Raw genomic sequence first — 22,538 nt, forward strand, 5'->3', positions numbered from 1 at the left:
AACACGGCCCTGCCCCCGGAGACCGAGGTGCCGTCCAGGACGAAGGGTTGTGCGTGGTCGCGGCGATCACGCACAACCGCGGGTCACTCCCTGCCCTGCCTCAGCCCGATCCTGCGCCAGTTCCGCCTGCGAGGGCCGCGGTCGTCGATGCGACCACGGGGGGCGGCGATGGTGTCGGGCGGGTAGACCCTCGGCACGTGCGCCGTCGTGGCGCGGGGGCGCTTCACCGCGCGCCGGGCCGCGCCTGCGACCTTGTGGAACTGCGGTTTCCGTAGCCCGATACGGCGCTGGGTGCGGCTACGGCGGATGGCCCTGCGCTCCTTCGCCGGCACGTCCCACGCCTCAGGGTGCTTCGCGAGCCACTGGTAGCGGCGCACAGCGTAGGGGACGTGCGCCAGGTAGAGCAGCAGGACGCTCATCAGCACGATCAGCGGGTACTGGATCGTCGCCGCCGCCGCGAGGCCGACGACGACGAGCAGCGGCGCGGCGGCCTTCGCGGGAACCTTCAGTTTCTTCAACGACATCGTCGGGATGCGGCTGATACACAGGGCGGAGATCGCCACCGTCCACACCCACACCACCGAACCGCTCGACCACCAGCCCTGACCGAACTCCAGCGTGGCCATCACCGGAAGCAGCGCGAGCAAACCACCTGCGGGTGCGGGCACACCGACGAAGAACTCACTCGCGTACGGCGGTTGCTCGACGTCATCCAGCAGCGTGTTGAACCGCGCCAACCGCAGAACCATGCACACAGCGAAGATCAGCGCGGCCACCCAGCCGAGCTTGCCGGGGTCGGGCAACCACACATACAACACCAGCGCGGGAGCCACACCGAACGAGATCGCGTCCGAAAGGGAGTCCAGCTCCGCGCCCATCTTGGAGGTCGCGTCGAGCATGCGTGCGATCCGGCCGTCGAGGCTGTCGAGCACCGCTGCGAGCCCGATGGCGCCGAGCGCGAGACCGTACTGCCCGCCGAGGGCGAACTGCACGGCGGACAAACCGGCACACAACGCCAGCACGGTGATCGCGTTCGGCAGGAGCCGGACACCGGGTGTGGTCCGGGACATATATCAGTCCTTCACAAAGTCATACCTCGGCGAGAGGGGTCTCGCCGCCGATCGTGCGCTGGCCCTTACGGACCAGCACCCGGCTTCCGGGCGGCAGGTAGGTGTCCACCCGTGAGCCGAACCGGATCAGACCGTAGGTCGCCCCGGCTTCGACGTGATCGCCCTCACCGACTTCGCAGACGATACGCCTCGCCACAAGCCCCGCGATCTGCGTCACAACGAGCGCTCGCCCGTCGGGAAGCCGGAGCAGCACGGAGTTTCGTTCGTTGTCCTCACTGGCCTTGTCGAGGTCGGCGGACAGGAACTTGCCGGGCCGGTAGGCCACCTTCTCGACCGTACCGCGCGCGGGCGTTCGCTGGACGTGAACATCGAAAACGGAAAGGAAAACGCTGACGCGGGTGAGCGGCCGGTCGGGGAGGCCGAGTTCGGCGGGCGGGGTCGCCTCCTCGATCAGCGACACGAGTCCGTCGGCCGACGCGAGCACGAGGTCGTCGCGCAGCGGAGGGACACGTTTCGGCTCGCGGAAGAAGGCCGCCGTCGCCAGCGTGCCGAGCCCGGCCAGCAGGCCGAGCCGGGGGGACAGCTTCCTCAGCAGGAGGGTGGCTGCGGCACCACCCGCGACGAACGGGCGGCCCGCACGGTGCATCGGGGGAAGGGTTTCACGGACGAGACGCGCGGCATGGCCGAGCGAGTTGGCGCTCATGACGTCGATTTTCCCGCAATGGACGGGCCGGGTGCCGTCCGCCCCCCGACGTCGTACGCCACCCGGCCGCGGATCGTCGATGTTAGGACGTTCTCGCCGAATCGTCACCAACTGTAGGTAAAACGTTACAAAGGGTGGTAGTCATGCTGGTGCTCCCGTCCCTTGTCGGCGGTCATCGCCGTTCGAGCAGCTGCAACACGGCGAGCAGGAGCACGGCGCCGAGCACCGCGACGCCGAAGCTCGGGAAGTCGAACGCGAAGGTCTTCGGCTCTCCCGTCGCGAGGCGGTAGACGAAGCCGCCGAGGGTGGCTCCGACCACGCCCACCAGCACGTTCAGAACGCAACCCCGGTGTCGGCGGCGGCTGCCGCCGACGATCAGACCTGCCGCCCAGCCCGCGAGCGCGCCGAAGATGATCCAGGAGAGAAAGCCCATGGCGCCGGAGCCTAGAACAGCGTCCGATCACCGTCCGCGAGCACATATGCACACCAGGTGCGGCCGCACCGACCCGCCGTGTCCGCACTTCTCGTACGGGTGTTTGCACTCACCGTGCGGGTGCTTGCACTAGAGGGACGGGTGCATCAAGTGCGGACACGGGTGCATCAAGTGCGGACACGGGTGCATCAAGTGCGGACACGGGTGCATCAAGTGCGGACACGGGTCAGAGGAGGAGGACCTCGACGGTGGAGTCTTTCGGGGCCTCGACGGTCTCCTCGTCGAGGACGATGAGGCAGTTAGCCTCGGCCAGCGACGCGAGCAGGTGGGAGCCTGGGCCGCCCTTCGGGGCGACGACGCCGGCGACCTCGCCTTCTTCCCGCGTGTAGTAGCCGCGCCGGAACTGCCGTTTGCCCTTCGGTGACGTCAACGTCTCGGTCAGCCGGGCAGGCACGCGGGTGCGTTCCGGGTTCGCGTGCCCGAGTGCCGCCAGCACCGCGGGTCGCACGAACACCTCGAAGGACACGAGGACGCTCACCGGGTTGCCCGGCAGCGTCACCACCGGAACGCCCTGCCACCGCCCGCACCCTTGCGGGCCGCCTGGCTGCATCGCCACCTTGCCGAAGCTAACTCCGACGCCCGCGAGCGCGTCCTTCACGACCTCGTACGCGCCCGCGCTGACTCCCCCCGACGTCACCACGAGATCGGTTCCGGCAAGCTTCGGTTCAACGGCGGCGCGGAATGTGGCGACGTCGTCGGCCACGCAGCGGATGGTCTCGACGTGGCAGCCGAGTGACCTGAGCGCCGCCACGAGCATCACGCTGTTGGATTCGTAGATCTGGCCGTGCCGCAGTGGCCGAGGCGGGTGCACGAGTTCGGTTCCCGTTGACACCACCAGCACGCGGGGTGGTTCGAACACGGGCAGCCGGTCCACACCCACGGCGGAGGCGAGTCCGAGTTGTGCTGGCCCGAGCACCGTCCCGGCGCGCAGGACGACGGTGCCTGCCCTGACGTCCTCGCCCGCACGGCGGATGTGGGTGCCTGCCTCGACGGCTGCGGAGATCGTGACCCGCCGTTCGCCGCCGTCGGTGTGTTCCACCATGACGACGCTGTCGGCGCCCTCAGGTACCGGGGCGCCGGTCATGATCCGCAGCGCCGTGCCCTGCCGCAGCGCGGGCACGTCCGTGAGCCCTGCGGGGATGTCGCCCTCGACCGGCAGCACGACGGGTGAGCCCGCCTTCGCCATCGCGACGTCGGCCGAGCTGACGGCGTAACCGTCCATCGCGGAGTTGTCGAACGGCGGAAGCGAAACGCCTGCACCGATGTCCTCGGCGAGTACCAGTCCGGCGCAGTCGGCCAGCGCGCGGTGAGCGACCGGCCGGGTTCCGACCACGTCGCGGACCCTGCTCCTGTGTTCTTCGACGGAGATCACGAGACCATCCTCGTCGCCAGGGGGGCTCGTGCCAAACTTGCCCGCGCCGGATGTTGCACGAACAGGGGAGACACAGTGCAGGTACAGGTCCGTCACCAGCCGTCGTTCGCGGTCGCGAGGTTGCTGCTGGCGCCGCATGAACCCGCGCAGGTCGAATCGGGGGCCATGGTCGCGACCAGCTACGGCATGCACATGCAGGCCAGTACGCAGGGTGGCGTCATGAAGGGGCTTGGGAGAGCCATCCTCGGTGGCGAGTCGCTGTTCGTCTCGACGTACACGGCTCCGCCGAACGGGGGGTGGGTCGATGTCGCTCCCGGACTTCCCGGTGACGTCCGGATCATCGAGATGGACGGCCGTGTCGGCTGGTGTGTCACGCGCGGTTCGTGGCTCGCCAACTCGCACGGCATCCAGCTGGATACCAAGTGGGGCGGGTTCGGCAACCTCTTCGGCGGTGAGGGCGGGTTCCTCACCCACGCCGTCGGGCAGGGGCAGCTGGTCGTGGCTTGCTACGGCGCCATCGACGTCGTGAACCTGCAACCCGGTGAGTACGTCACGATCGACTCGGGGCATGTGGTGGCCTACGCCGACACGGTGCAGTCGCAGCTTCGCAAGGTGTCCCAGGGGGTCATCCAGTCGCTGAAGAGCGGCGAGGGTTTCGTGTTCGACTTCGCGGGCCCCGGGCAGATCCTCACGCAGACCCGCAACCCGGACGCGCTGCTGGCGTGGTTGATCGCCCGGATGCCGTCAAGGTAGGCCGATGCACGTCCGCACTCGGCACACTCCTGCCTTCGGAGTCGCACGGGTCACGCTCACGTCGGGCGAGGCCGTCGAGGCGTCCGCCGACACCGTGCTCGCGCACAGTTTCGGCGTCACGCGCTCGAAGAAGGGGAAGAGCAGCGGCCCGGCGATCTTCACGGCGCCCGCGCAGGGCGGGTGGATCGATCTCGCCCCGCGACAGCCCGGTGACGTGTACCCGCTGGAGCTGAGCGGGCAGCTGGGCTGGTCGGTGGCCTCCGACGCGGTGCTGGCCCGGCCTGCCACCGTGCGCCACGATCACCCGTGGCCGGCTCACCAGTCGCTCTTCGGGGGTGATTCCGGTTTCCTCAAGCACTTCAGCGGTGTCGGCTCACTGGTGTTCGCCTCACGAGGGCCGGTTGACGCACTGACGCTCAAGGCCGGCGAGGTGGTGACCGTGAACCCGCTGTTCGTCCTGGCCTTTCCCGACACCGTGCAGGTGAGGTTACGGGCGCTCGACCCGGCGGAGCCGCAGTCGGTCAGGACGGGCGAGGGCCTCGCACTGGACGTGGCGGGTCCGGGAACGGTGCTGGTGCAGACCAGGGCCCGGCCGTAGAGAGCGGGGGAGGAAGGGCCGCTCACGCCACGTATTTACCGCGAATTGACCATTGCTACGGCGCATTCTTCGGGTAGCGTGATCGTCGCTTGGAGCGCGGCAGGCACCGACTGTCCGCGTCTGGTATGGCACGAGGAGGACGCCGTGGCTGTCGGCACGGTCAAGTGGTTCAACGCGGAAAAGGGTTACGGGTTCATCGAGTCTCCCGAAGGCCCCGATGTCTTCGTACACTACTCCGCCATCCAGGCGGAGGGTTTCCGGACCCTCGACGAGGGTGACCGGGTGGAGTTCGAGATCACGGCCGGGCGCGACGGCCGCAGTCAGGCCGCCGACGTCCGTAAGGTCTCGTAGCGCTCGTGATTCGGCTCCGGACCCCGGTCACGTCCTCGCGGACACGGGCACCGGGGCCGAGGTGCAGGCGTTAGGCTGCGCTCTGTGGCAGGCGAGGAGTCGGCCGACCTGACAGGTCGGCGGCTGGGCAACTACCGCATCGACGGTGTGCTCGGCCGAGGTGGCATGAGCGTGATGTACAGGGCCACCGATGTGCGTCTGGGACGCAAGGTGGCCCTCAAAGTGATCGGGGAGCACCTCGGCGCGGATGCCGAATTCCGCGAGAGATTCGTGGACGAGGCCCGCAACACGTCGGCCATCGATCACGCCAACATCGTGCCGCTCTACGACTTCGGCGACCTCGACGGGATGCTCTACATCGCGATGAGGCTCGTTGACGGCTCTGACCTAGCGAGCCTCATCTCGGGAGGCCCGATGCGGCCCGAGCGTGCACTCGGCCTGCTCGACCAGGTCGCGGACGCTCTCGACACGTTGCACGAGCGCGGTCTCGTCCACCTCGACGTGAAGCCCGCGAACGTTCTCGTCACCAGCCGGGAATCGGCGCGGGAGCACGTCTACATCGCCGACTTCGGCCTGACGAGGCGGGGAACGACGGGACACCGAACGCGCAGCGGTGACTTTCTCGGCTCGCCGACGTACGCGGCGCCCGAGCATCTGCGCGGGGAGCCGCTGGACGGCCGCACCGATCAGTACGCGCTCGCCTGCATGCTGTTCGCCTGCCTGACGGGGCAACCCCCGTTCAAGGGGGACGTGCAGACGGTGATCAAGGGGCACTTGAGCGGTGACGTGCCTTCGGTGGTCAAGGCGGTTCCGGCGTTGCCAGCCGCCATCGACGAGGTCGTGCGCAAGGGCATGGCCAAGTCGGCGGAACAGCGGTATGCGAGCTGTGTCGAGTTGGTTTCGGCGGCACGCAAGGCGCTCGACGACGATGCGGGCACACGACAGAAACACGGCCGAGTCGGAGAGGGGGCGCCGGTGCAGCCTTTCGGTGCTCAAGGCGGTCCCGCGATGCCGCAGGGACAGCAGGCAGGGCAGGGGCAGTTCGGTGCTCCTCCGCAACAGGCGCAGCAGGCACACCAGGCGCAGCAACCGATGGCGGGCTATCCAGGGCAGCAGCCGCAGCAGCATCCCCAGCAGCATCCGGGCGCGCAACACTTCGGACAGCAGGGACCGGCGCAGGGATACCAGGCTTCGATGCCGCACTCGCCGTACGGCACTCCGCCGCAGGGCTCCCCCTCACCACAATTGCCGGGTGGCTACGCACCCTCGGCAGGCGGCCACCAGTACGGCAGCCCTCCTGGGAAACGCTCGACACGGTGGTGGGTCTGGGCGCTGTCCGCGGCGGTCGTCGTCGGGGTCGGAGTCCTTGTGGTGGTGTTGCTGACCTCTGGTGACGGCAACGACGACGGCGACGAGGGCGGCGAGGTCGGCCCCGGTACTCAGGGCGGCAGCTCGTCGATCCCGTCGATCCCGATCGGCCCTGGCCAGGGCGGTGTTCCCACAGGCAAGAACCCGGGGACGAGCAGCGATCTGCCGCCGACGAGCATCCCCATCGTGCCGGGCGGCTGAGAAGCCTCAGCCGTAGAAGTCGCCGATGCGGCGCCCTCCGACGTCGTGCACGGCGATGTCGAGATCGAACACCGTGTGCAGCACGTCCGGCGTCATGACGTCGGTGACCGCCCCGTGTGCCACCAGCGCGCCGTCACGCATGGCGACGATGCGGTCGGAGTACCGCGCGGCGAAGTTGATGTCGTGGACGACCATGACGACGGTCTTGCCGTAGTCGTCGGCCATGCGCCGTAGCCTGCGCATGATCTGCACGGAGTGCCGCATGTCGAGGTTGTTCAGCGGTTCGTCGAGGAGCACGTAGTCGGTGCTCTGGCAGAGCACCATCGCGACGTGCGCGCGCTGACGCTGCCCGCCCGACAACGTTTCGAGTGGACGGTCGGCGAACGCGGTGAGCTCGAAGTACTCCACCGCGTCGTCGATGATGTCGTGGTCCGTGCTCGTCAGCCTCCCGCCCGAGTGCGGGAACCGTCCGAAGGAGACGAGTTCCCTCACGGTGAGCCGTACCGAAGTGTGGTTCTCCTGCCGCAGCACGGCCAATCTCGTCGCCAGTTCCTCGGTACGGGTTCTCGCGACGTCGAGACCGTCCACAGTGATCGATCCACTGTCGGGTTCGAGCAGCCTGCTCACCATCGAGAGCAACGTTGACTTGCCCGCGCCGTTCGCCCCGATCACGGACGTGATCCCGCCGGGCGGGATGGACAGCGAGACGTCGTTGACGACGGTCGTCTCTCCGTACCTCTTGCTGACGCCGTTGATCTCGATCATCGTGTTGACTCCCGGACGAGCAGGGCGATGAAATAGAGGCCGCCGCCGAAGTTCACGACGACGCTGAGTGCGGTGTCCGTGCCGAGCACCTGTTCCAGTACGAGCTGCCCCAGCGTCAGCGTCGCCACCGCCAGCAGCGACGCGGCAGGCACGACGACGGCGTGGCGGAACGAGCGGGTGAGCTGCCGTGCCAGGTTGGCCACGAGCACGCCGAGGAAGGCGACGGGGCCGACCAGCGCCGTGGACACCGACACGAGGATCGCGATGAGCACGAGGGCGCGATTCACCACAGACCGGTGGTTCACGCCGAGTCCCACGGCGGTGTCCCTGCCGAGTGCGACCACGTCGAGCTTGCGGAACAGCCGAGTGCCCAGCGCGCAGAGCACCACGAGCAGGACCGAGGAGAACCACAGCAGGCTCTCGTCGATGGAGTTGAAGCTCGCGAAGAGGCTGTCCTGCAACGTCACGAAGTCGTTCGGATTGATCAGCCTCGCGGCCAGCGACGACAGGCTGGAGAACAGCGTGCCGAAGATGACGCCGACGAGCACGAGCAGGTAGAGGTCGCGGCTGTTGCGGTCGAAGAGCCAGCGATGCAACGCGAACGCGAACGCGACCATCACTCCGGCCTGAACGGCGAAGAGCACGTGCGGATCGGCGCTGCTCAACGCGATCGCGCCGGCGAAGTACACGATCAGCGTCTGAACCAGGACGAACAACGAGTCGAACCCCATGATCTGCGGGGTGAGGATGCGGTTGTTCGTGACGGTCTGGAACAGCACGCTGGAGTAGCCGACGGCGACGCCGACCACCACCATGGCGGCCACTCTGCGCAGGCGGATGCCGAGCGCGTACTCGATGTTGCCGGTGAGGCCGACGACGCAGAACGCGACGGCGCCTGCCAGCGTGACGGCGGCGAGAACGCCCATGACACGGCGCTGCCGCCTCAGCTCGGCTGCCGGCCGGCCGACTCTCGTGACGCGGCCGATTCGCTCGGTTCCGGAGGTTGTGGTCATGCGGCTTTCCGCCTTGCCCGCAGCACGAGGTGGATGAAGAGGGCTCCGCCGACGACACCCGCGATCGTCTCGACCGGGATCTCGTACGGGTACCGGATCGTGCGGCCGACGACGTCGCAGCACAGCACGAAGAACGCCCCGGCGAGCGCCGTCACGGGAAGGACGCGGCGAAGGTTGTCGCCGAGCAGCAGCGTGACGAGATTGGGCACGACGAGCGCGAGGAACGGGATGTGGCCCACCGTCACCACCACGACGGCGGTGATCACGGACACCAGCACGAGACCCGTCGTGACCACGCGGTCGTAGTGGACGCCGAGGTTGACGGCGAAATCCCTGCCGAGTCCGGCGAGCGTGAACCGGTCGGCGAAGAGGTAACCGACGAGCGCCACGGCCGCGGTGATCCACAGCAGTTCGTAACGTCCTCTGAGGACACCCGAGAACTCGCCGCTGGTCCAGGCGGCCAGCGTCTGCAACAGGTCGGCCCTGTAGGCGAAGAACGTGGTCAACGCCGAGATCACGCCGCCGAACATGATGCCGACGAGCGGCACGACGATGATGTCGGCGAACGTCAGCCGCCGCAGCAGCGCGAGGAAGATGCCGGTGCCGAGCAGGGCGAACAGGGTTGCCACCGCCATCTTCACCCCGACCGCCTCCGCGCCGAAGAACACGGTGGCCACGAGCACGCCGAGCGAGGCAGACTCGGCCGTGCCTGCCGTGGAAGGTGTGACGAACCGGTTGCGGGTCAGGCTCATCATGACCAGCCCCGCGACGCTCAGCGTCGAGCCTGCCAGCAGGATCGCCAGTAGCCTCGGCAGCCGTGACTCCCACAGGATCATGAGCTGGTTCTCGTCGCCTGCCAGCAACCCGGCAGGTGTCAGGTGGCTGACGCCGACGAAGAGGGAGCCGAACGACGCCAGGGCGAGGAGCCCGACGGCGAGCACGATGTGGCGGCGGCGGACCTGGCCGGAGCGCCTGGCCCGCCGCGTTGACCGTGCCGGTCGCTTCGCCGATGTTGCCGACGTCGTCACGCCACGCTGTCCCCGACGGTGGCCACCATGGACTCCAGCGACGGCAGCCCGTTGGACGTGAGGTACCACTGCGCGGCGTCGAGGTAGACGATGCCGCCCTCCTTGGCGGCGGTGGTGCCGTTGATCAGCGCGTTGTCGAGAACCTGCCTGGCCGACTGGCCTGCCTCGCCGATGGCGGAGTCGCGGTCGATCACGAAGATCAGGTCGGGGTTCGCCTCGGCGACGAACTCGGAGGAGATGGCGTCACCGTGGGCTTCGTCCGAGAGCCCGTCCACGGCAGGCTTCACGCCCAGCTCGTCGTAGACGAAGCCGAACCGGGAGCCGGGGCCGTAGGCGCTGAGCTTGCCGCCGGTGGTCAGCACCACGAGGCCCGTCTTCTCGGACGCACCCGAGGATGTGATTTCCTCGGCCTTCGCGGCAAGGGCGTCCAGCCGTTCCCTGACGGCGTCCTCCTTGCCGAACAGCGTGCCGAGCGTCTCGATGCGCTCCGAGGCGCTGGCGAGAAAGTTCGTCGCGTCAACGCTGAGATCGACGGTCGGCGCGATCTCGGACAGCTCGGCGTAGGCGGGCGCCGACCGCGCAGCGACGATGATGAGGTCGGGCTCGAGCGCGTTGACCTGCTCGAAGTCGGGCTCCTTGAGGCTGCCGACCTTGGTGTAGTCGTCGGAGCCGTACTTGGTGAGCGGCTTCGGCAGGTTGGGAACCTCGGGAACACCGACGATGCCCTCGACACCGAGGACGTCGAGCGTTTCGAGCACACCGAGATCGAAGACGACGACCCGCTCGGGTGTCCCGTCCAGCGACGTGGACCCCTGGGCGTGCTCGATGGTGACGGCCCCCTTGCCGTTGGCGCCGTCGGCGGTGTCCGCGTCAACCCCGCCGCACGCGGTCAGCAGGCCCACGAGGCCGGCCAGGAGAGCGGCGAGCGCCCCTCGGCGGTGACTCCCACGCATGCTTGCTCCCTAGAAAGATCGAATTTTCAAGATAGGTGAGGCTAACTTAAGTGGGCTGACGACGGGAGGCGAGTGACGCCGGTCGCAAAGTGAGCTATATCGCCGGGGTGGTGATCGCGGTCGGGATGGGCGATGAGGGGGCATTCTGCTTGCACTCGCACCCCGAGAGTGCTAAACACGAAATTGGCACTCGGCACCGTCGAGTGCTAGGCGGTAGGTCGCCGACCGCCGCCTGAAGGTCGGGACGGTGAGGCCACGTTCGGCAATACCGAACTGGTCGTCCGTCGCGGGCACCGAGCCTGGCCGAGGACGTGTCCTGACTACCGGAGGACCACACCGCAATGGCCAAGTTGATTGCGTTCGACGAGGACGCCCGCCGCGGTCTCGAGCGCGGCTTGAACACCCTCGCCGAGGCCGTCAAGGTGACGCTCGGCCCCCGTGGCCGCAACGTCGTGCTCGAGAAGAAGTGGGGCGCGCCGACGATCACCAACGACGGTGTCTCGATCGCGAAGGAGATCGAGCTCGAGGACCCGTGGGAGAAGATCGGGGCCGAACTCGTCAAGGAAGTCGCGAAGAAGACCGACGACGTCGCTGGTGACGGCACCACCACCGCCACCGTGCTCGCGCAGGCCCTCGTGAAGGAAGGGCTGCGCAACGTCGCCGCGGGCGCCGACCCCATCGCGCTGAAGCGCGGCATCGAGCAGGCCGTCGAGGCTGTCACCGAGCAGCTGCACAAGATGGCCAAGGAAGTCGAGACCAAGGAGCAGATCGCCGCCACCGCGTCGATCTCCGCGGCCGACAAGACCATCGGTGAGCTCATCGCCGAGGCGCTCGACAAGGTCGGCAAGGAAGGCGTCGTCACCGTCGAGGAGTCCAACACCTTCGGCCTCGAGCTCGAGCTCACCGAGGGTATGCGCTTCGACAAGGGCTACATCTCGGCCTACTTCGCCACCGACCCGGAGCGGCAGGAAGCCGTTCTGGAGGACCCGTACATCCTGCTGTTCGGATCGAAGATCTCGAACGTCAAGGACCTGCTCCCTGTGTTGGAGAAGGTCATGCAGGCCGGCAAGCCGCTGCTGATCATCGCCGAGGACGTCGAGGGCGAGGCCCTGGCCACCCTGGTCGTCAACAAGATCCGCGGCACCTTCAAGTCCGTCGCCGTCAAGGCTCCTGGCTTCGGCGACCGCCGCAAGGCGATGCTGCAGGACATGGCCATCCTCACGGGCGGCCAGGTCATCAGCGAGGACGTGGGCCTCAAGCTGGAGAACGCCGACATCTCCCTGCTGGGTCAGGCCCGCAAGGTGGTCGTCACCAAGGACGAGACCACCATCGTCGAGGGTGCCGGTGACGCCGAGCAGATCCAGGGCAGGGTCAACCAGATCCGCGCCGAGATCGAGAACAGCGACTCCGACTACGACCGCGAGAAGCTCCAGGAGCGTCTCGCGAAGCTCGCTGGTGGTGTCGCGGTCATCAAGGCAGGCGCCGCCACGGAGGTGGAGCTGAAGGAGCGCAAGCACCGCATCGAGGACGCGGTGCGCAACGCCAAGGCAGCCGTCGAGGAGGGCATCGTCGCCGGTGGTGGCGTCGCTCTGCTCCAGGCCTCCAAGTCCGCGTTCGAGAGCCTCAAGCTGGAAGGCGACGAGGCGACCGGTGCGAACATCGTCAAGGTGGCCGTCGAGAGCCCGCTCAAGCAGATCGCCGTCAACAGCGGTCTCGAGGGCGGCGTCGTGGCGGAGAAGGTCAAGTCCCTGCCGCAGGGTCACGGCCTCAACGCCGCCACCGGCGAGTACGAGGACCTGGTCGCCGCCGGCGTCATCGACCCGGCCAAGGTGACCCGCTCCGCGCTGCAGAACGCCGCTTCCATCGCCGCGCTGTTCCTGACCACGGAGGCCGTGGTCGCGGACAAGCCGGAGAAGGAGAAGGCCGCTGACGCGGCAGGCGGCATGGGTGGCATGGAAGGCATGATGTGATTCCGGCCCCGTAGCCACGGAAAGGCCCGGCTCCCTCGGTGGGGCCGGGCCTTTTCGTGTCCGCAGTCTGTGTACGGGTGTTGGCAGTTTGTGCACTCGTGTCCGCAGTCTGTGTACGGGTGTTGGCAGTTTGTGCACTCGTGTCCGCAGTCTGTGTACGGGTGTTGGCAGTTTGTGCACGGGTCGCCAGGTGCGGAGTTGGCAGGCTGTGGGCGCATGTTTCGCAGGCGGGGCCCCGCGCGCGAGGTGAGGTGCGAGTTCCTGCGTGGGGCTCGTGGTTGCGTCCAGGAAGTGCCAGCACCCGTGCAGGAAGTGCGGACACGCGTGCAGGAAGTGCGGACACGCGTGCAGGAAGTGCGGACACGCGTGCAGGAGATGCGGACACGGTCGTTTCGTTCACTCGTTCGGACGGGTAGCCCGAGGGCGTACCCAAGGAAGGAGTGATGAGCGTGGCGGACACACTCACCGGCCGTCGAGTCGCGTTCGTGGCGGCGCCGGAGGGAACGGAGCAGGTCGAGTTGACCGAGCCGTGGAAGGCGGTCGAGAACGCAGGCGGCACGCCCGAGCTGATCTCCACGAAAACCGGGAGCATCCAGGCGTTCAACCACCTCGACAAGGGCGACACCTTCTCCGTTGACAAGACGGTCACGGAGGCACGCGTTGACGACTACGACGGCTTGGTGCTGCCAGGGGGCGTCGCCAATCCCGACCTTCTGCGCACCGACGACAACGCCGTGGGCTTCGTCCGCGAGTTCTTCTCCAAGAGCAAGCCTGTCGCGGTGATCTGCCACGGTTCGTGGACGTTGATCGAGGCCGGTGTCGTGAACGGTCGCAGGATGACGTCGTGGCCGAGTCTCAAGACGGATCTGCGCAACGCCGGCGCCGAGTGGGTCGATGAGGAGGTCGTGGTGGACAGCGGGCTCGTGTCGAGCCGCAAACCGGCCGACCTGCCCGCGTTCTGCTCGAAACTCGTCGAGGAGATCGCGGAAGGTGAGCACTCAAGGCAGAAGGCCAACGCCTGAGCCGTCTTTCTCAACCTCCCGAGGAATCACCCGGCGGCGCGCGGTGCAGGCCGAGTTCGTCAGCCAGCGCCATCGCGTCGCCGGGTGCCTTCACGTTGACGTCGTTGTCGAAGTAGACGTAGACGTCGTGCCCCTGCGCACGCCATCGGCGGATCTTGCCCGCCCACTCCCGCAGCGCCGCGTCGCTGTATCCGCTCGAGTAGAGTTCCACGTCCCCGTGGAGCCGGATGTAGACGAGGTCGGAGGTCGTCTCCTCCAGGTAGGGCCAGGTGCCCGCCGTGTCGGCGACGACGAGCGCGATGTCGTGAGCGCGCACCAGTTCGGGGAACCGCGGATCAGTGAAGCTGGGGTGGCGCACTTCGAGTGCGTGACGCAGCCGCCGGTTCGTCCGCACCTCCGTGTAGGGCTCGAACGTCACCTTCTCGTCGTGCCGGGTCGCGAGCGCGGCGGCTTCGCCGGTACTGCGGGGCAGCAGCGCGAAGAACGACGCGAGGCGGGCGGCGTCGAAGGGCAGCCGGGGCGGGAGTTGCCACAGTACGGGGCCGAGTTTGTCGTCGAGGGCCAGCACGCCGGAAGCGAAGAAGTTCGCCAATGCCGCCTCCACGCCCCGGAGTTGGCGCATGTGCGTGATGAACCGGCCGCCTTTGACCGCGAACCGGAAGTCGTCCGGCGTCGCGGACTTCCACCGCAGGTATCTCTGGGGGCGTTGCAGCGAGTAGAACGAGCCGTTGATCTCCACGGTGTTCACGCGCCGCGAGAGGTATTCGAGTTCCCTCCGCTTCGGCAGTCCCTTCGGGTAGAACTCCCCACGCCAGGCCGGGTAGATCCACCCTGACGTGCCGACACGGATTTCGCCGTCACCCGGAATGCCTCGCTCCTTCCTGCCATCGGCCAGGGTGGCACGGTGGCAGGAAGGGCGCATCAGAGCGAGCTGATGCGGACGTGATCATTCGAACATGATTCGAACAAACTGGTACGCGGGGGAGTGAAGGTGTGGCACAGTGTCACGGGCGCGCAGTCGGGCGTGCCCGGAAGGGAAGTCACTGTGACTGGTCCGAAGAGAATGAGGAAGTCGCTCGCCGCTGCGGCGTCGGCGGTGGCGCTCACCACGATGCTCGGGGCGGGATCGGCGAGTGCCGCGCCCGCGAGCTCGGACGTAGGGGTTCTGGGTGGTACCCCGAACTGTGTGTCGTCGTGGGTTGACGTGGGCACCGTGACGCAGACGGCGTACGTGTGGAACTACTCGTGCTCCACCACGAAGTACGTCCGGGTGGTCTGGGCGTTCGGCACCGACAGCGTGTGCATCGAGCTGCGGCCGGGGCAGCAGGCGTCGAACACCGTTCCGCGCTATCCGCGCCGCTTCGAGGGTCACAAGCCCTGCTGAACACCCCGCCGCCGGAGCCTGCTCTCCGGCGGCGGCGCGTCACAACGGTCGCCGTGGGTCGCGGAGGACTACCTCACAGGGGCCGCAGCAGGTCGTCGGCATCGACGATGCGGTACGCGTAGCCCTGCTCGGCCAGGAAGCGCTGCCGGTGGGCGGCGTACTCGGTGTCCACGGTGTCACGCGCGACGACGGAGTAGAAGTGCGCCTGCCTGCCGTCGCCCTTCGGCCGCAGCAGCCTTCCCAGCCGCTGGGCCTCCTCCTGGCGGGAGCCGAAGGTGCCGGAGACCTGGATGGCCACGGACGCCTCGGGAAGGTCGATGGAGAAGTTGGCGACCTTGGACACCACGAGTTTGTCGATCTCACCCCTGCGGAAGGCGTCGAACAGAGCTTCGCGCTCCCTGTTCTTCGTCGAACCCTGCACGACGGGTGCGTTCAGTTCGGCGCCGAGTTCCTCCAGTTGGTCGAGGTAGGCGCCGATGACGAGGGTCGGCTCGCCCGCGTGCTTCTCGACGATCGAGGAGATCACGCCGATCTTGGTGCGGGCGGTGGAGGCCAGCCGGTAGCGCTCCTCGCTCTCGGCGGTGGCGTAGCCGAGGCGCTCGGCGTCGGTGAGCGTGACGCGCACCTCGACGCACTCGGCGGGTGCGATCCACCCCTGCGCTTCGATGTCGCGCCACGGGGCGTCGTAGCGCTTGGGGCCGATGAGGGAGAACACGTCGCCCTCACGGCCGTCCTCACGCACGAGCGTCGCCGTGAGCCCGAGCCGCCTGCGCGACTGGAGGTCGGCCGTCATGCGGAACACCGGGGCAGGAAGCAGGTGCACCTCGTCGTAGATGACGAGTCCCCAGTCGCGCGAGTCGAACAGTTCGAGGTGGCGGTACTCGCCCTTCGTGCGGCGGGTGACGACCTGATACGTCGCGATGGTGACGGGACGGATCTCCTTCTTCTCCCCTGAATACTCGCCGATCTCGTCCTCGGTGAGCGAGGTGCGCTCCACCAGTTCGCGTTTCCACTGCCTGCCCGCGACCGTGTTGGTGACGAGGATGAGGGTCGTGGCCTGTGCCCGAGCCATGGCCGCGGCGCCCACGAGCGTCTTACCGGCTCCGCACGGGAGCACGACCACGCCCGAACCTCCGGCCCAGAAGGCGTCGGCGGCCTGCCGCTGGTAGTCCCGCAGCGCCCAGCCGTCCTCGGCGAGCGACATCGGGTGGGACTCGCCGTCCACGTACCCCGCCAGGTCCTCGGCGGGCCACCCGACCTTCAGCAGCGCCTGTTTGAGCCTGCCCCGCTCCGAGGGATGCACCACGACGGTGTCGTCGTCGATGCGCGCGCCGAGCATCGGGGAGATCTTCTTGTGGCGCAGGACCTCTTCGAGTACCGCGCGGTCGGTTGTGGCCATCACGAGGCCGTGGGCCGGGTGGTTCTGGATCTGGAGCCTGCCGAACCGGCCCATCGTGTCAACGACGTCGATGAGCAGGGGCTGCGGCACGGGGAACCGGGAGTACGTGGTGAGGGCATCGACCACCTGCTCGGCGTCGTGCCCCGCAGCGCGGGCGTTCCACAGCGCCAGCGGGGTGATCCGGTACGTATGGACGTGCTCAGGAGCGCGTTCGAGTTCGGCGAACGGCGCGATGGCGATGCGTGCGTCCTCGGCGAGGCCGTGATCGACCTCCAGCAGCACCGTCTTGTCCGACTGGACGATCAGGGGGCCATCAGTCACGCCCTCCTTTATACGTGCCCGGGATCAGGGAAGTTCCCCCTTCGGCACCAACGACGCCACATCGAGGCGCTCCGAGAGCAGTCCCGCGCCGTGCATGAGGTCAGCGACCCGCTGAAGTCTCTCGGCGTGGACCACCTGCGGATACGAGCCCAGCGACACCAGTGAGGCTGTGACGTCGTCGATGTCACCGAGGTGGGTCAGCTCCCCGCGCACGGCGCCGCTGTCGGCACCTCGTTGCTGAGCCTTCGCCAGCAGTTCCCGGAACAGCGCGAGAGTCCTCGGATTCGCGGAACTGAATTTTTCGGTCGCCGCGTACGCGGACATGGGAAAGCTCTCCGTGGCGCCGTGAGCACAATCCGCGAGTAGCCGGACACCGTGTTCCGTCTGCGCGGCGGTGAGGTGTGGTTCGGTGAGCCAGGCCGCGTCCACCCTGCCGGTACGCAATGCCTCCACCATTCCGTCGAACGGAATCACCGGGAAAGTGACCTTGGTGGGATCGACGCCTGCGGCTTCGAGAACGGAACGGGACGTGAGCGATCCGAGGCCGTTGGGCGAGGGAACCGCGATGCGAGGGGCCTCCAGTTGGCCGGGGTCGGTGTAGGCGGAATCGGGCAGTGTCACGAGCGCCATCGATCCGGTTCCCGCGACGTAGGCCTCGCCGTGGAGCCGGATCTTGGCGCCCTTTCCCGCCGCTCGGAACAGGGCGACGTTGCTGGCGAACACCACGTCCACCTCCCCGTTCGTGAGCACCGAGACGGGGTCGTCACCCTCCTTCAGTTCGACGAGTTCCACGCTCAGCCCGCCGCGCTGGAACAGGCCGTCGGCGACAGCCAGCCGGAGTGGGGCGGTCTCGACCGCGTTGCCGACGCCCACGACAAGACGGTCCCTTTCGGGCGCGGGCGCGGTGGTGTTCGTCGTTTCGGTGAACACGGAGCAGGAACCGAGGAGCAAAACGACAGCGAGGACGAAAAGCACGTGTACCCGACTTCGCACCGGCCGCCTCCAAGTTCAGGTGAAATCCCGACAATGTGTGGAGCTTAGGGCGATCAAGGCAATACCATGCGTCGGCAACCCTTCTCCGGCCACGGGCGTCCCTTCGAATGTGACAGGGTGTCGTTACCCTCCTCCTGCGCAATTCGAAGCGGACCGGCCTGCTGTGGATGACCGAAGGAAGCCCAGGTGACTCGTCGCGGTGAACGCCCTCCGAGGGACGGCGCGGCGATCGCCGGGAACACGGGGGGCCGCTGGCGTATCCGTCACTGGCGGTTGCGCACCAAGCTGCTGGTGATGCTGCTCATCCCGTCTGTGGCTGTGTTGGTGCTCGTCACACTCCGCGCCACCGACGACCTGGATAGGGCGGCGACGTTCAGCGAGAGCGCCGAACGGATCAGGGTGGAGACCGCGGTCGCGGAGGCGGTGCACCACCTCCAGCGGGAGCGCGACCTCACCGTGCGATTCGTGGCAGGTGGGAGGAAGGAGCCCCTCACCGAACTCAGGGAGCAGCGCGCGAAGGTGGATTCCGCCGTCGGCGCGTTCGACAAGGCGCTTGTCGAGTCGGAACACGCGCTCTCGCGCGAGTCGATCGGGTCGTTCGAACGCATCGCGGGCCAATTCGACTCCCTCACGGGTCTGCGGTACGCGGGGGAGAACACCGACCTGCCGTCGGACGCGGTGCTCCGCTCGTACAGCGAGCTGATCTCGGACGTGCTCGGTGTCGGTGAGGTCTTCGTCTCGGACGCCGTCGATCGCGAGCTGGCAGGCAGCAGGCTCGCGGCCAACGCCCTCGCGAGGGTGAAGGACCAGATGTCGGTCAGGCGCGCTGTCGTGGCTCAGGCGCTCGCGCGGGGCGAGCTCACCAAGGGCACCGAGCGCACGCTCCTCGCCACGGAGGCCGAGCTGACGGCGGCGAAGGACGCCTTCTTCACGTTCGCGACCCCGCAGCAGCAGCGCATGTACAGCGACACGGTGATCGGTCTCGTCGTCGATCTCGGCAACGGGATCGTCGAATCGGTGCTCACGCGGGCGGAGAACGGCGGCGACCTCGCCGGGTTGTCGGCCGACGAGTGGGACAGCGCGTCCACCTACACCGTGAATCTGGTGAAGGAGGTTCAGGAAGCGCTTCTCGTGCAGTTGCAGGAACGGTCGGACGCGCTCGCCGCCGACGCGCGCCGATCGGCAGGCACCGACGCGGGTGTGGTGCTCGGCGCGTTGCTGTTCGCGGCCATCCTCGCCGTGGTGATCACGCGGTCGCTGCTGCGGCCGTTGAAGGCGCTGCGCAGCAGCGCGCTCGACGTCGCGGAGAACAAACTCCCCGCGGCCGTCGATGACATCCTCGCCGAGGAACATCCCACGCCGGAGCACATGGTCACCCGCGCCGTCGAACCCGTGCCCGTCCACACGCGCGACGAGCTGGGCGAGGTGGCGAGGGCGTTCGACGCCGTGCACGGCGAGGCCGTGCGACTCGCGGGTGAGCAGGCCATGCTCAGGGAGAACGTGAACTCGATGTTCGTGAACCTCTCCCGGCGCAGTCAGGACCTCGTCGAGCGGCAGCTGGTCGTGCTCGACCGCATGGAGGAACACGAGCAGGATCCCGAGATCCTCGGTGGTCTGTACGAGCTGGACCATCTCGCCACCCGGATGCGGCGCAACAGCGAGAACCTGCTCGTGCTCGCGGGAGAGGACGCGGGAAGGCCGCTGCCTGGATCGGTTCCCGCCTCGGAGATCATCGGTGCTGCTCTGTCCGAAGTGGAGCATTATCAGCGCATCGCGGTCGAGACGCCGCCGATGCTCTCCGTTCGCGGTGACGCGGCGGCCGACCTCATCCATGTGATCGCCGAGCTGTTCGAGAACGCCACCGCGTACTCGCCGGAACACGAGCCCGTGACGGTAGCCGGTTCGGTGACGCGCGAGAGGCAGTGGCGCATCGAGATCTTCGACAGGGGCGCGGGCATGCCCGAACTGGAGATCGAGAGGGCCAACGCCCGCCTCGCCGAACCGCCGGACGTGGACGTCGAGGTGTCGCGCCGGATGGGGCTCTACGTCGTCGGCAGGCTCGCGCGGCGGCACAGTATCGAGGTGCGCTTGGCCGCAGCCGAACCGCGAGGTCTCGTGGCCACCGTGCTGGTACCCACCGACCTGGTGGAGCCCGACACGCCCGAGTCCATCGAACTGCCCGTTCCCTCGGAGCGGGAACCAGAGCCGTTCGCCGTCGAACCGGACGCCGGCGGTGCCGAAACGGCGATGGGCGCGACAGCAGGCGAGCCTGCCGCGACGTGGGTGTCCGACGAGGTGCTCGACGATGTGTCCGATGAGGACGAGGAAGCAGGCGAGTATCCCGGCGAGTACCCGGATGACTACGACGACGAGTACGACGACGAGTACAACGACGACGAGTACAACGACGACGAGTACAACGACGTCGATCCTGAGCCGACAGGGCCGGGGGAAACCTCGGACTCCGAGCGCACCCGTGACCTTGGCGGCGCCTGGGATCCGGCAGGCCCCTTGGCAGCTCTTCCCCCTGCCGCGCTCTCGCCGCGCCGCACCACGATTGAGCTGGGCGCTCAACCGGCGTGGCCGACGGAGGACGACGATGCGCGGTACGCGCCGGCACTGGAGGAGGAGGTGCCGACCGATCGGCTGCCCGCCTACCAGGCCGTGCTGTCCCAATGGTTCCCCGACGAGCAGGCTCCCGGCGCGGAGGACGTCCACTGGCCCGGCGAATTCGAGGAACCGGCGTCCCACGACACCGGGTACGGCGCCGAGGACGCCGACGCCGTCAGGAACGCCGACGCTGTCGAGGACATCGAGGCTGACACCGAGAGGACCGAACCGACACCCGTTGTGCCGTCGTCGATCGCGTCGGCGCTGTCGGCCGAGGACGACGGCACCGTGCCGAAGCCCCACCCGCCCGGCCACGGCGCCGTGGACAGACGCGGTGAGCGACCGCCTCCGGTGAACCGCTCACCGGAGGCGGTCAGGGCACGCATGACGAGCCTCCAACATGGCGTGCGGAAGGGCCGCCACGCGCGTGGCGAATGACCTCGTCGTCAGTCGCCCGCTCCGGCCGGGGTCCTGGCTCCGCCGTGCAGCAGCCTCGCCACCTCCGCCCGCAGCGACACGAACTCGGGGGACTCCCTCGTCGTGATCTGATCGCGTTCCGCGGGGAGATCGACCGTCAGGTCGGCCACGATGGTGGCGGGGGACTTCGACAGCACGAGCACGCGATCACCCAGGTACACGCTCTCGTCGATGTCGTGGGTGACGAGGAGGATGGTGCTGCCGTTCTGGGCCTGCACCGTCCGCAGCAGGTCCTCCAACTCGAACCGCGTCTGCGCGTCCACCGAGGCGAACGGCTCGTCCATCAGCAGCAGAGCGGGCCTTCTCGCCAGCGCCCTCGCGATCGACACCCGCTGCTGCATCCCGCCGGAGAGCTGCCACGGGTACTTGTTCGCCACACCGGGGAGGTTCACCCACTCAAGAGCTTCCTCGGCCCTGCTGCGGCGTTCGGCCTTGGCGATGTCACGCCACCGCAGCGGGAACTCCACGTTCTGCCGCACCGTCAGCCACGGGAACAGCGACCGGCTGTAGTCCTGGAAGACCACGGCCAGATCCTCCGGAACACCGTCCACCTTGTCGCCGTGCAGCGACACCTCACCGCCGGACGGTTTGATCAGCCCCGAGATGCAGCGCAGCATCGTCGATTTGCCGCATCCCGAAGGCCCGACGATGCACGCGAGCTCCCCGGTCTCCACGGTGAACGTCAGGTCGTCCACCGCGAGGTGCGTGCCGTCCCCACCGCCGTAGCGGTGGTAGAGGCCCGACACCTCCAGCATTGTTGCCATGTCACGCTCCCGTCGTCTTGGCGTCAGCGGCGCTTCTCCCCGGCTGCCAGGACAGTGCCCTGCGCTCCACGGCGAGCAGCATCGCGTTGAGCCCGTAGCCCAGTACTCCGAGCAGCGCGATCCACACCCACATCGTCGTGAAGTCGAAGCTCTGCTGCGCGGAGATCAGTTCGAAACCGATCCCGTTGGTCGTTCCCACCATTTCCGCGATCACCATGAGGATCAACGCGAGGGACAGGGCGAGCCGCATACCCGCGAAAATCTTGGGAAGGGCAGCGGGAAGCACCACCATCATGATCCAGTAGGGGCGCGGGGTGCGGAACGACCGCGCGGTCTCCTGCTGCAACGGATGGACGGAGCGGACTCCGTCAACCGTGTTCAGGATGATCGGCCAGATCGAGCCGAACACGATCGTCACGACCTTCATCGTGTTGTCGATGCCGAACAGCACGAGGAACACCGGGATCAACGCCGGTGGCGGGACGGCCCGCATGAACGACAACAGTGGCCCCGTGTAGTCCAGCGCCACCTGCGACCGGCCGAGCGCCGTGCCCAGAGCAACCCCGACGACCACGGCGATCGCCCAGCTCCCGAAGACCCTGCCGAGACTCGGCAGCACATCCTCGAAGACGGTCTCCGCGAGATAGAGCTGCGAGGCCGCGCCGGAGAACCACACGTCGAACGCCGCCGCCACGATCTCCGTCGGCCGAGGGAAGAACACGCTCCCCGCGGCCGTGGTCGCCAACTCCCACACCACGACGAGTGCGATCGCGAGCGACCACTTCAACAGGAAGTTCCCGACGGCACCTGCTGCCTTGCTCATGCCACCTCCTGTTTCTTGCGGGGCACCCGCACCCGGTCGGTGGCCATGCGCGGTCCACGAGTCTCGCTCATGCCACCTCCTGTTTCTTGCGGGGCACCCGCACCCGG

21 protein-coding genes are annotated in these 22,538 nt (G+C 67.9%); 8 read left to right on the plus strand and 13 right to left on the minus strand.

Features of this window, described 5'->3' with window-relative positions:
- Positions 1 to 83 precede the first annotated feature (83 nt).
- The 4 genes from SACXIDRAFT_RS12950 to moeA all read right to left on the minus strand — a co-directional run bounded on the left by SACXIDRAFT_RS12950 (position 84) and on the right by moeA (position 3,638).
- Positions 84 to 1,070 (minus strand): CDP-alcohol phosphatidyltransferase family protein, encoded by a 987-nt coding sequence (locus SACXIDRAFT_RS12950; protein ID WP_006239015.1) that lies wholly within the window; start codon positions 1,068 to 1,070, stop codon positions 84 to 86.
- A 19-nt stretch (positions 1,071 to 1,089) separates the two neighbouring features.
- Positions 1,090 to 1,773: a phosphatidylserine decarboxylase gene (locus SACXIDRAFT_RS12955; RefSeq protein ID WP_006239016.1), complete on the minus strand. Its 684-nt coding sequence runs from the start codon at positions 1,771 to 1,773 to the stop codon at positions 1,090 to 1,092.
- Positions 1,774 to 1,945: 172 nt separating this feature from the next.
- Entirely contained in the window at positions 1,946 to 2,206 is a 261-nt protein-coding gene (locus SACXIDRAFT_RS12960; protein ID WP_006239017.1) for a GlsB/YeaQ/YmgE family stress response membrane protein, read from the minus strand.
- Positions 2,207 to 2,432: 226 nt separating this feature from the next.
- Positions 2,433 to 3,638 carry a molybdopterin molybdotransferase MoeA gene (moeA, locus tag SACXIDRAFT_RS12965; protein ID WP_006239018.1) on the minus strand — a complete coding sequence of 402 codons (1,206 nt, stop codon included), beginning with the start codon at positions 3,636 to 3,638 and terminating at the stop codon, positions 2,433 to 2,435.
- Positions 3,639 to 3,713: 75 nt separating this feature from the next.
- On the opposite strand from moeA, the gene SACXIDRAFT_RS12970 reads away from it, so the two are divergent.
- The 4 genes from SACXIDRAFT_RS12970 to SACXIDRAFT_RS12985 all read left to right on the plus strand — a co-directional run bounded on the left by SACXIDRAFT_RS12970 (position 3,714) and on the right by SACXIDRAFT_RS12985 (position 6,909).
- Positions 3,714 to 4,391 carry a TIGR00266 family protein gene (locus SACXIDRAFT_RS12970; protein WP_006239019.1) on the plus strand — a complete coding sequence of 226 codons (678 nt, stop codon included), beginning with the start codon at positions 3,714 to 3,716 and terminating at the stop codon, positions 4,389 to 4,391.
- 4 nt (positions 4,392 to 4,395) lie between these two features.
- Complete coding sequence (locus SACXIDRAFT_RS12975; protein WP_006239020.1) at positions 4,396 to 4,989, plus strand: AIM24 family protein; 594 nt, start codon at positions 4,396 to 4,398, stop codon at positions 4,987 to 4,989.
- A 144-nt stretch (positions 4,990 to 5,133) separates the two neighbouring features.
- Positions 5,134 to 5,340: a cold-shock protein gene (locus tag SACXIDRAFT_RS12980; RefSeq protein ID WP_005441480.1), complete on the plus strand. Its 207-nt coding sequence runs from the start codon at positions 5,134 to 5,136 to the stop codon at positions 5,338 to 5,340.
- A gap of 84 nt (positions 5,341 to 5,424) precedes the next feature.
- Positions 5,425 to 6,909: a serine/threonine-protein kinase gene (locus SACXIDRAFT_RS12985; protein ID WP_006239021.1), complete on the plus strand. Its 1,485-nt coding sequence runs from the start codon at positions 5,425 to 5,427 to the stop codon at positions 6,907 to 6,909.
- Positions 6,910 to 6,915: 6 nt separating this feature from the next.
- On the opposite strand, the gene SACXIDRAFT_RS12990 is transcribed toward SACXIDRAFT_RS12985, so the two are convergent.
- From SACXIDRAFT_RS12990 to SACXIDRAFT_RS13005, 4 genes are all read right to left on the minus strand, one after another.
- Positions 6,916 to 7,674, minus strand: coding sequence for an iron ABC transporter ATP-binding protein (locus SACXIDRAFT_RS12990; protein ID WP_006239022.1), 759 nt, complete (start codon positions 7,672 to 7,674; stop codon positions 6,916 to 6,918).
- The gene (locus tag SACXIDRAFT_RS12995) at positions 7,671 to 8,687 is read right to left on the minus strand and encodes an iron chelate uptake ABC transporter family permease subunit (protein WP_006239023.1); all 1,017 of its coding nucleotides are present in this window, start codon (positions 8,685 to 8,687) and stop codon (positions 7,671 to 7,673) included. The genes SACXIDRAFT_RS12990 and SACXIDRAFT_RS12995 overlap by 4 nt, the downstream gene beginning before the upstream one ends.
- A complete protein-coding gene (locus SACXIDRAFT_RS13000; RefSeq protein WP_006239024.1) occupies positions 8,684 to 9,628 on the minus strand; it encodes an ABC transporter permease in 945 nt (314 codons plus the stop codon). The genes SACXIDRAFT_RS12995 and SACXIDRAFT_RS13000 overlap by 4 nt, the downstream gene beginning before the upstream one ends.
- A gap of 83 nt (positions 9,629 to 9,711) precedes the next feature.
- On the minus strand, positions 9,712 to 10,668 hold the full coding sequence (locus SACXIDRAFT_RS13005) for a siderophore ABC transporter substrate-binding protein (RefSeq protein ID WP_006239025.1): 957 nt from the start codon (positions 10,666 to 10,668) through the stop codon (positions 9,712 to 9,714).
- 341 nt (positions 10,669 to 11,009) lie between these two features.
- On the opposite strand from SACXIDRAFT_RS13005, the gene groL reads away from it, so the two are divergent.
- Together groL and SACXIDRAFT_RS13015 are read left to right on the plus strand one after the other, a co-directional pair.
- Entirely contained in the window at positions 11,010 to 12,638 is a 1,629-nt protein-coding gene (gene groL, locus SACXIDRAFT_RS13010) for a chaperonin GroEL (RefSeq protein ID WP_006239026.1), read from the plus strand.
- Between the two features lie 443 nt (positions 12,639 to 13,081).
- Entirely contained in the window at positions 13,082 to 13,660 is a 579-nt protein-coding gene (locus SACXIDRAFT_RS13015) for a type 1 glutamine amidotransferase domain-containing protein (RefSeq protein ID WP_006239028.1), read from the plus strand.
- A 10-nt stretch (positions 13,661 to 13,670) separates the two neighbouring features.
- Here SACXIDRAFT_RS13015 and SACXIDRAFT_RS13020 read toward each other — a convergent pair whose 3' ends face one another.
- The gene (locus tag SACXIDRAFT_RS13020) at positions 13,671 to 14,582 is read right to left on the minus strand and encodes a DUF72 domain-containing protein (RefSeq protein WP_006239029.1); all 912 of its coding nucleotides are present in this window, start codon (positions 14,580 to 14,582) and stop codon (positions 13,671 to 13,673) included.
- Between the two features lie 123 nt (positions 14,583 to 14,705).
- Here SACXIDRAFT_RS13020 and SACXIDRAFT_RS13025 point away from each other — a divergent pair, with 123 nt between their 5' ends.
- Positions 14,706 to 15,044, plus strand: a complete 339-nt coding sequence (locus SACXIDRAFT_RS13025) for an alpha-amylase inhibitor (protein WP_157599664.1) — start codon at positions 14,706 to 14,708, stop codon at positions 15,042 to 15,044.
- Positions 15,045 to 15,117: 73 nt separating this feature from the next.
- Here the strand turns inward: SACXIDRAFT_RS13025 and SACXIDRAFT_RS13030 are convergent, their stop codons facing one another.
- A complete protein-coding gene (locus SACXIDRAFT_RS13030) occupies positions 15,118 to 16,764 on the minus strand; it encodes a DNA repair helicase XPB (protein WP_006239031.1) in 1,647 nt (548 codons plus the stop codon).
- Positions 16,765 to 16,788: 24 nt separating this feature from the next.
- Positions 16,789 to 17,757, minus strand: coding sequence for an ABC transporter substrate-binding protein (locus SACXIDRAFT_RS13035; protein ID WP_006239032.1), 969 nt, complete (start codon positions 17,755 to 17,757; stop codon positions 16,789 to 16,791).
- Between the two features lie 186 nt (positions 17,758 to 17,943).
- Here SACXIDRAFT_RS13035 and SACXIDRAFT_RS13040 point away from each other — a divergent pair, with 186 nt between their 5' ends.
- Positions 17,944 to 20,805 carry a sensor histidine kinase gene (locus SACXIDRAFT_RS13040; RefSeq protein ID WP_006239033.1) on the plus strand — a complete coding sequence of 954 codons (2,862 nt, stop codon included), beginning with the start codon at positions 17,944 to 17,946 and terminating at the stop codon, positions 20,803 to 20,805.
- Between the two features lie 8 nt (positions 20,806 to 20,813).
- Here SACXIDRAFT_RS13040 and SACXIDRAFT_RS13045 read toward each other — a convergent pair whose 3' ends face one another.
- Together SACXIDRAFT_RS13045 and SACXIDRAFT_RS13050 are read right to left on the minus strand one after the other, a co-directional pair.
- The gene (locus SACXIDRAFT_RS13045) at positions 20,814 to 21,608 is read right to left on the minus strand and encodes an ABC transporter ATP-binding protein (RefSeq protein ID WP_006239034.1); all 795 of its coding nucleotides are present in this window, start codon (positions 21,606 to 21,608) and stop codon (positions 20,814 to 20,816) included.
- 1 nt (position 21,609) lies between these two features.
- Positions 21,610 to 22,431 carry an ABC transporter permease gene (locus SACXIDRAFT_RS13050; protein WP_006239035.1) on the minus strand — a complete coding sequence of 274 codons (822 nt, stop codon included), beginning with the start codon at positions 22,429 to 22,431 and terminating at the stop codon, positions 21,610 to 21,612.
- Between the last annotated feature and the right edge of the window lie 107 nt (positions 22,432 to 22,538).

Origin of the sequence: Saccharomonospora xinjiangensis XJ-54, assembly GCF_000258175.1 — a bacterium.
GTDB classification, from domain to species: domain Bacteria; phylum Actinomycetota; class Actinomycetes; order Mycobacteriales; family Pseudonocardiaceae; genus Saccharomonospora; species Saccharomonospora xinjiangensis.

Bases quoted from the DNA above. Each gene is read 5' to 3' on its own strand.
- SACXIDRAFT_RS12950 (WP_006239015.1), bottom strand. From the start codon at position 1,070: ATGTCCCGGACCACACCCGGTGTCCGGCTCCTGCCGAACGCGATCACC.
- SACXIDRAFT_RS12955 (WP_006239016.1), bottom strand. From the start codon at position 1,773: ATGAGCGCCAACTCGCTCGGCCATGCCGCGCGTCTCGTCCGTGAAACC.
- SACXIDRAFT_RS12960 (WP_006239017.1), bottom strand. From the start codon at position 2,206: ATGGGCTTTCTCTCCTGGATCATCTTCGGCGCGCTCGCGGGCTGGGCG.
- SACXIDRAFT_RS12975 (WP_006239020.1), top strand. From the start codon at position 4,396: ATGCACGTCCGCACTCGGCACACTCCTGCCTTCGGAGTCGCACGGGTC.
- SACXIDRAFT_RS12990 (WP_006239022.1), bottom strand. From the start codon at position 7,674: ATGATCGAGATCAACGGCGTCAGCAAGAGGTACGGAGAGACGACCGTC.
- SACXIDRAFT_RS12995 (WP_006239023.1), bottom strand. From the start codon at position 8,687: ATGACCACAACCTCCGGAACCGAGCGAATCGGCCGCGTCACGAGAGTC.
- SACXIDRAFT_RS13005 (WP_006239025.1), bottom strand. From the start codon at position 10,668: ATGCGTGGGAGTCACCGCCGAGGGGCGCTCGCCGCTCTCCTGGCCGGC.
- groL (WP_006239026.1), top strand. From the start codon at position 11,010: ATGGCCAAGTTGATTGCGTTCGACGAGGACGCCCGCCGCGGTCTCGAG.
- SACXIDRAFT_RS13015 (WP_006239028.1), top strand. From the start codon at position 13,082: ATGAGCGTGGCGGACACACTCACCGGCCGTCGAGTCGCGTTCGTGGCG.
- SACXIDRAFT_RS13020 (WP_006239029.1), bottom strand. From the start codon at position 14,582: ATGCGCCCTTCCTGCCACCGTGCCACCCTGGCCGATGGCAGGAAGGAG.
- SACXIDRAFT_RS13045 (WP_006239034.1), bottom strand. From the start codon at position 21,608: ATGGCAACAATGCTGGAGGTGTCGGGCCTCTACCACCGCTACGGCGGT.
- SACXIDRAFT_RS13050 (WP_006239035.1), bottom strand. From the start codon at position 22,431: ATGAGCAAGGCAGCAGGTGCCGTCGGGAACTTCCTGTTGAAGTGGTCG.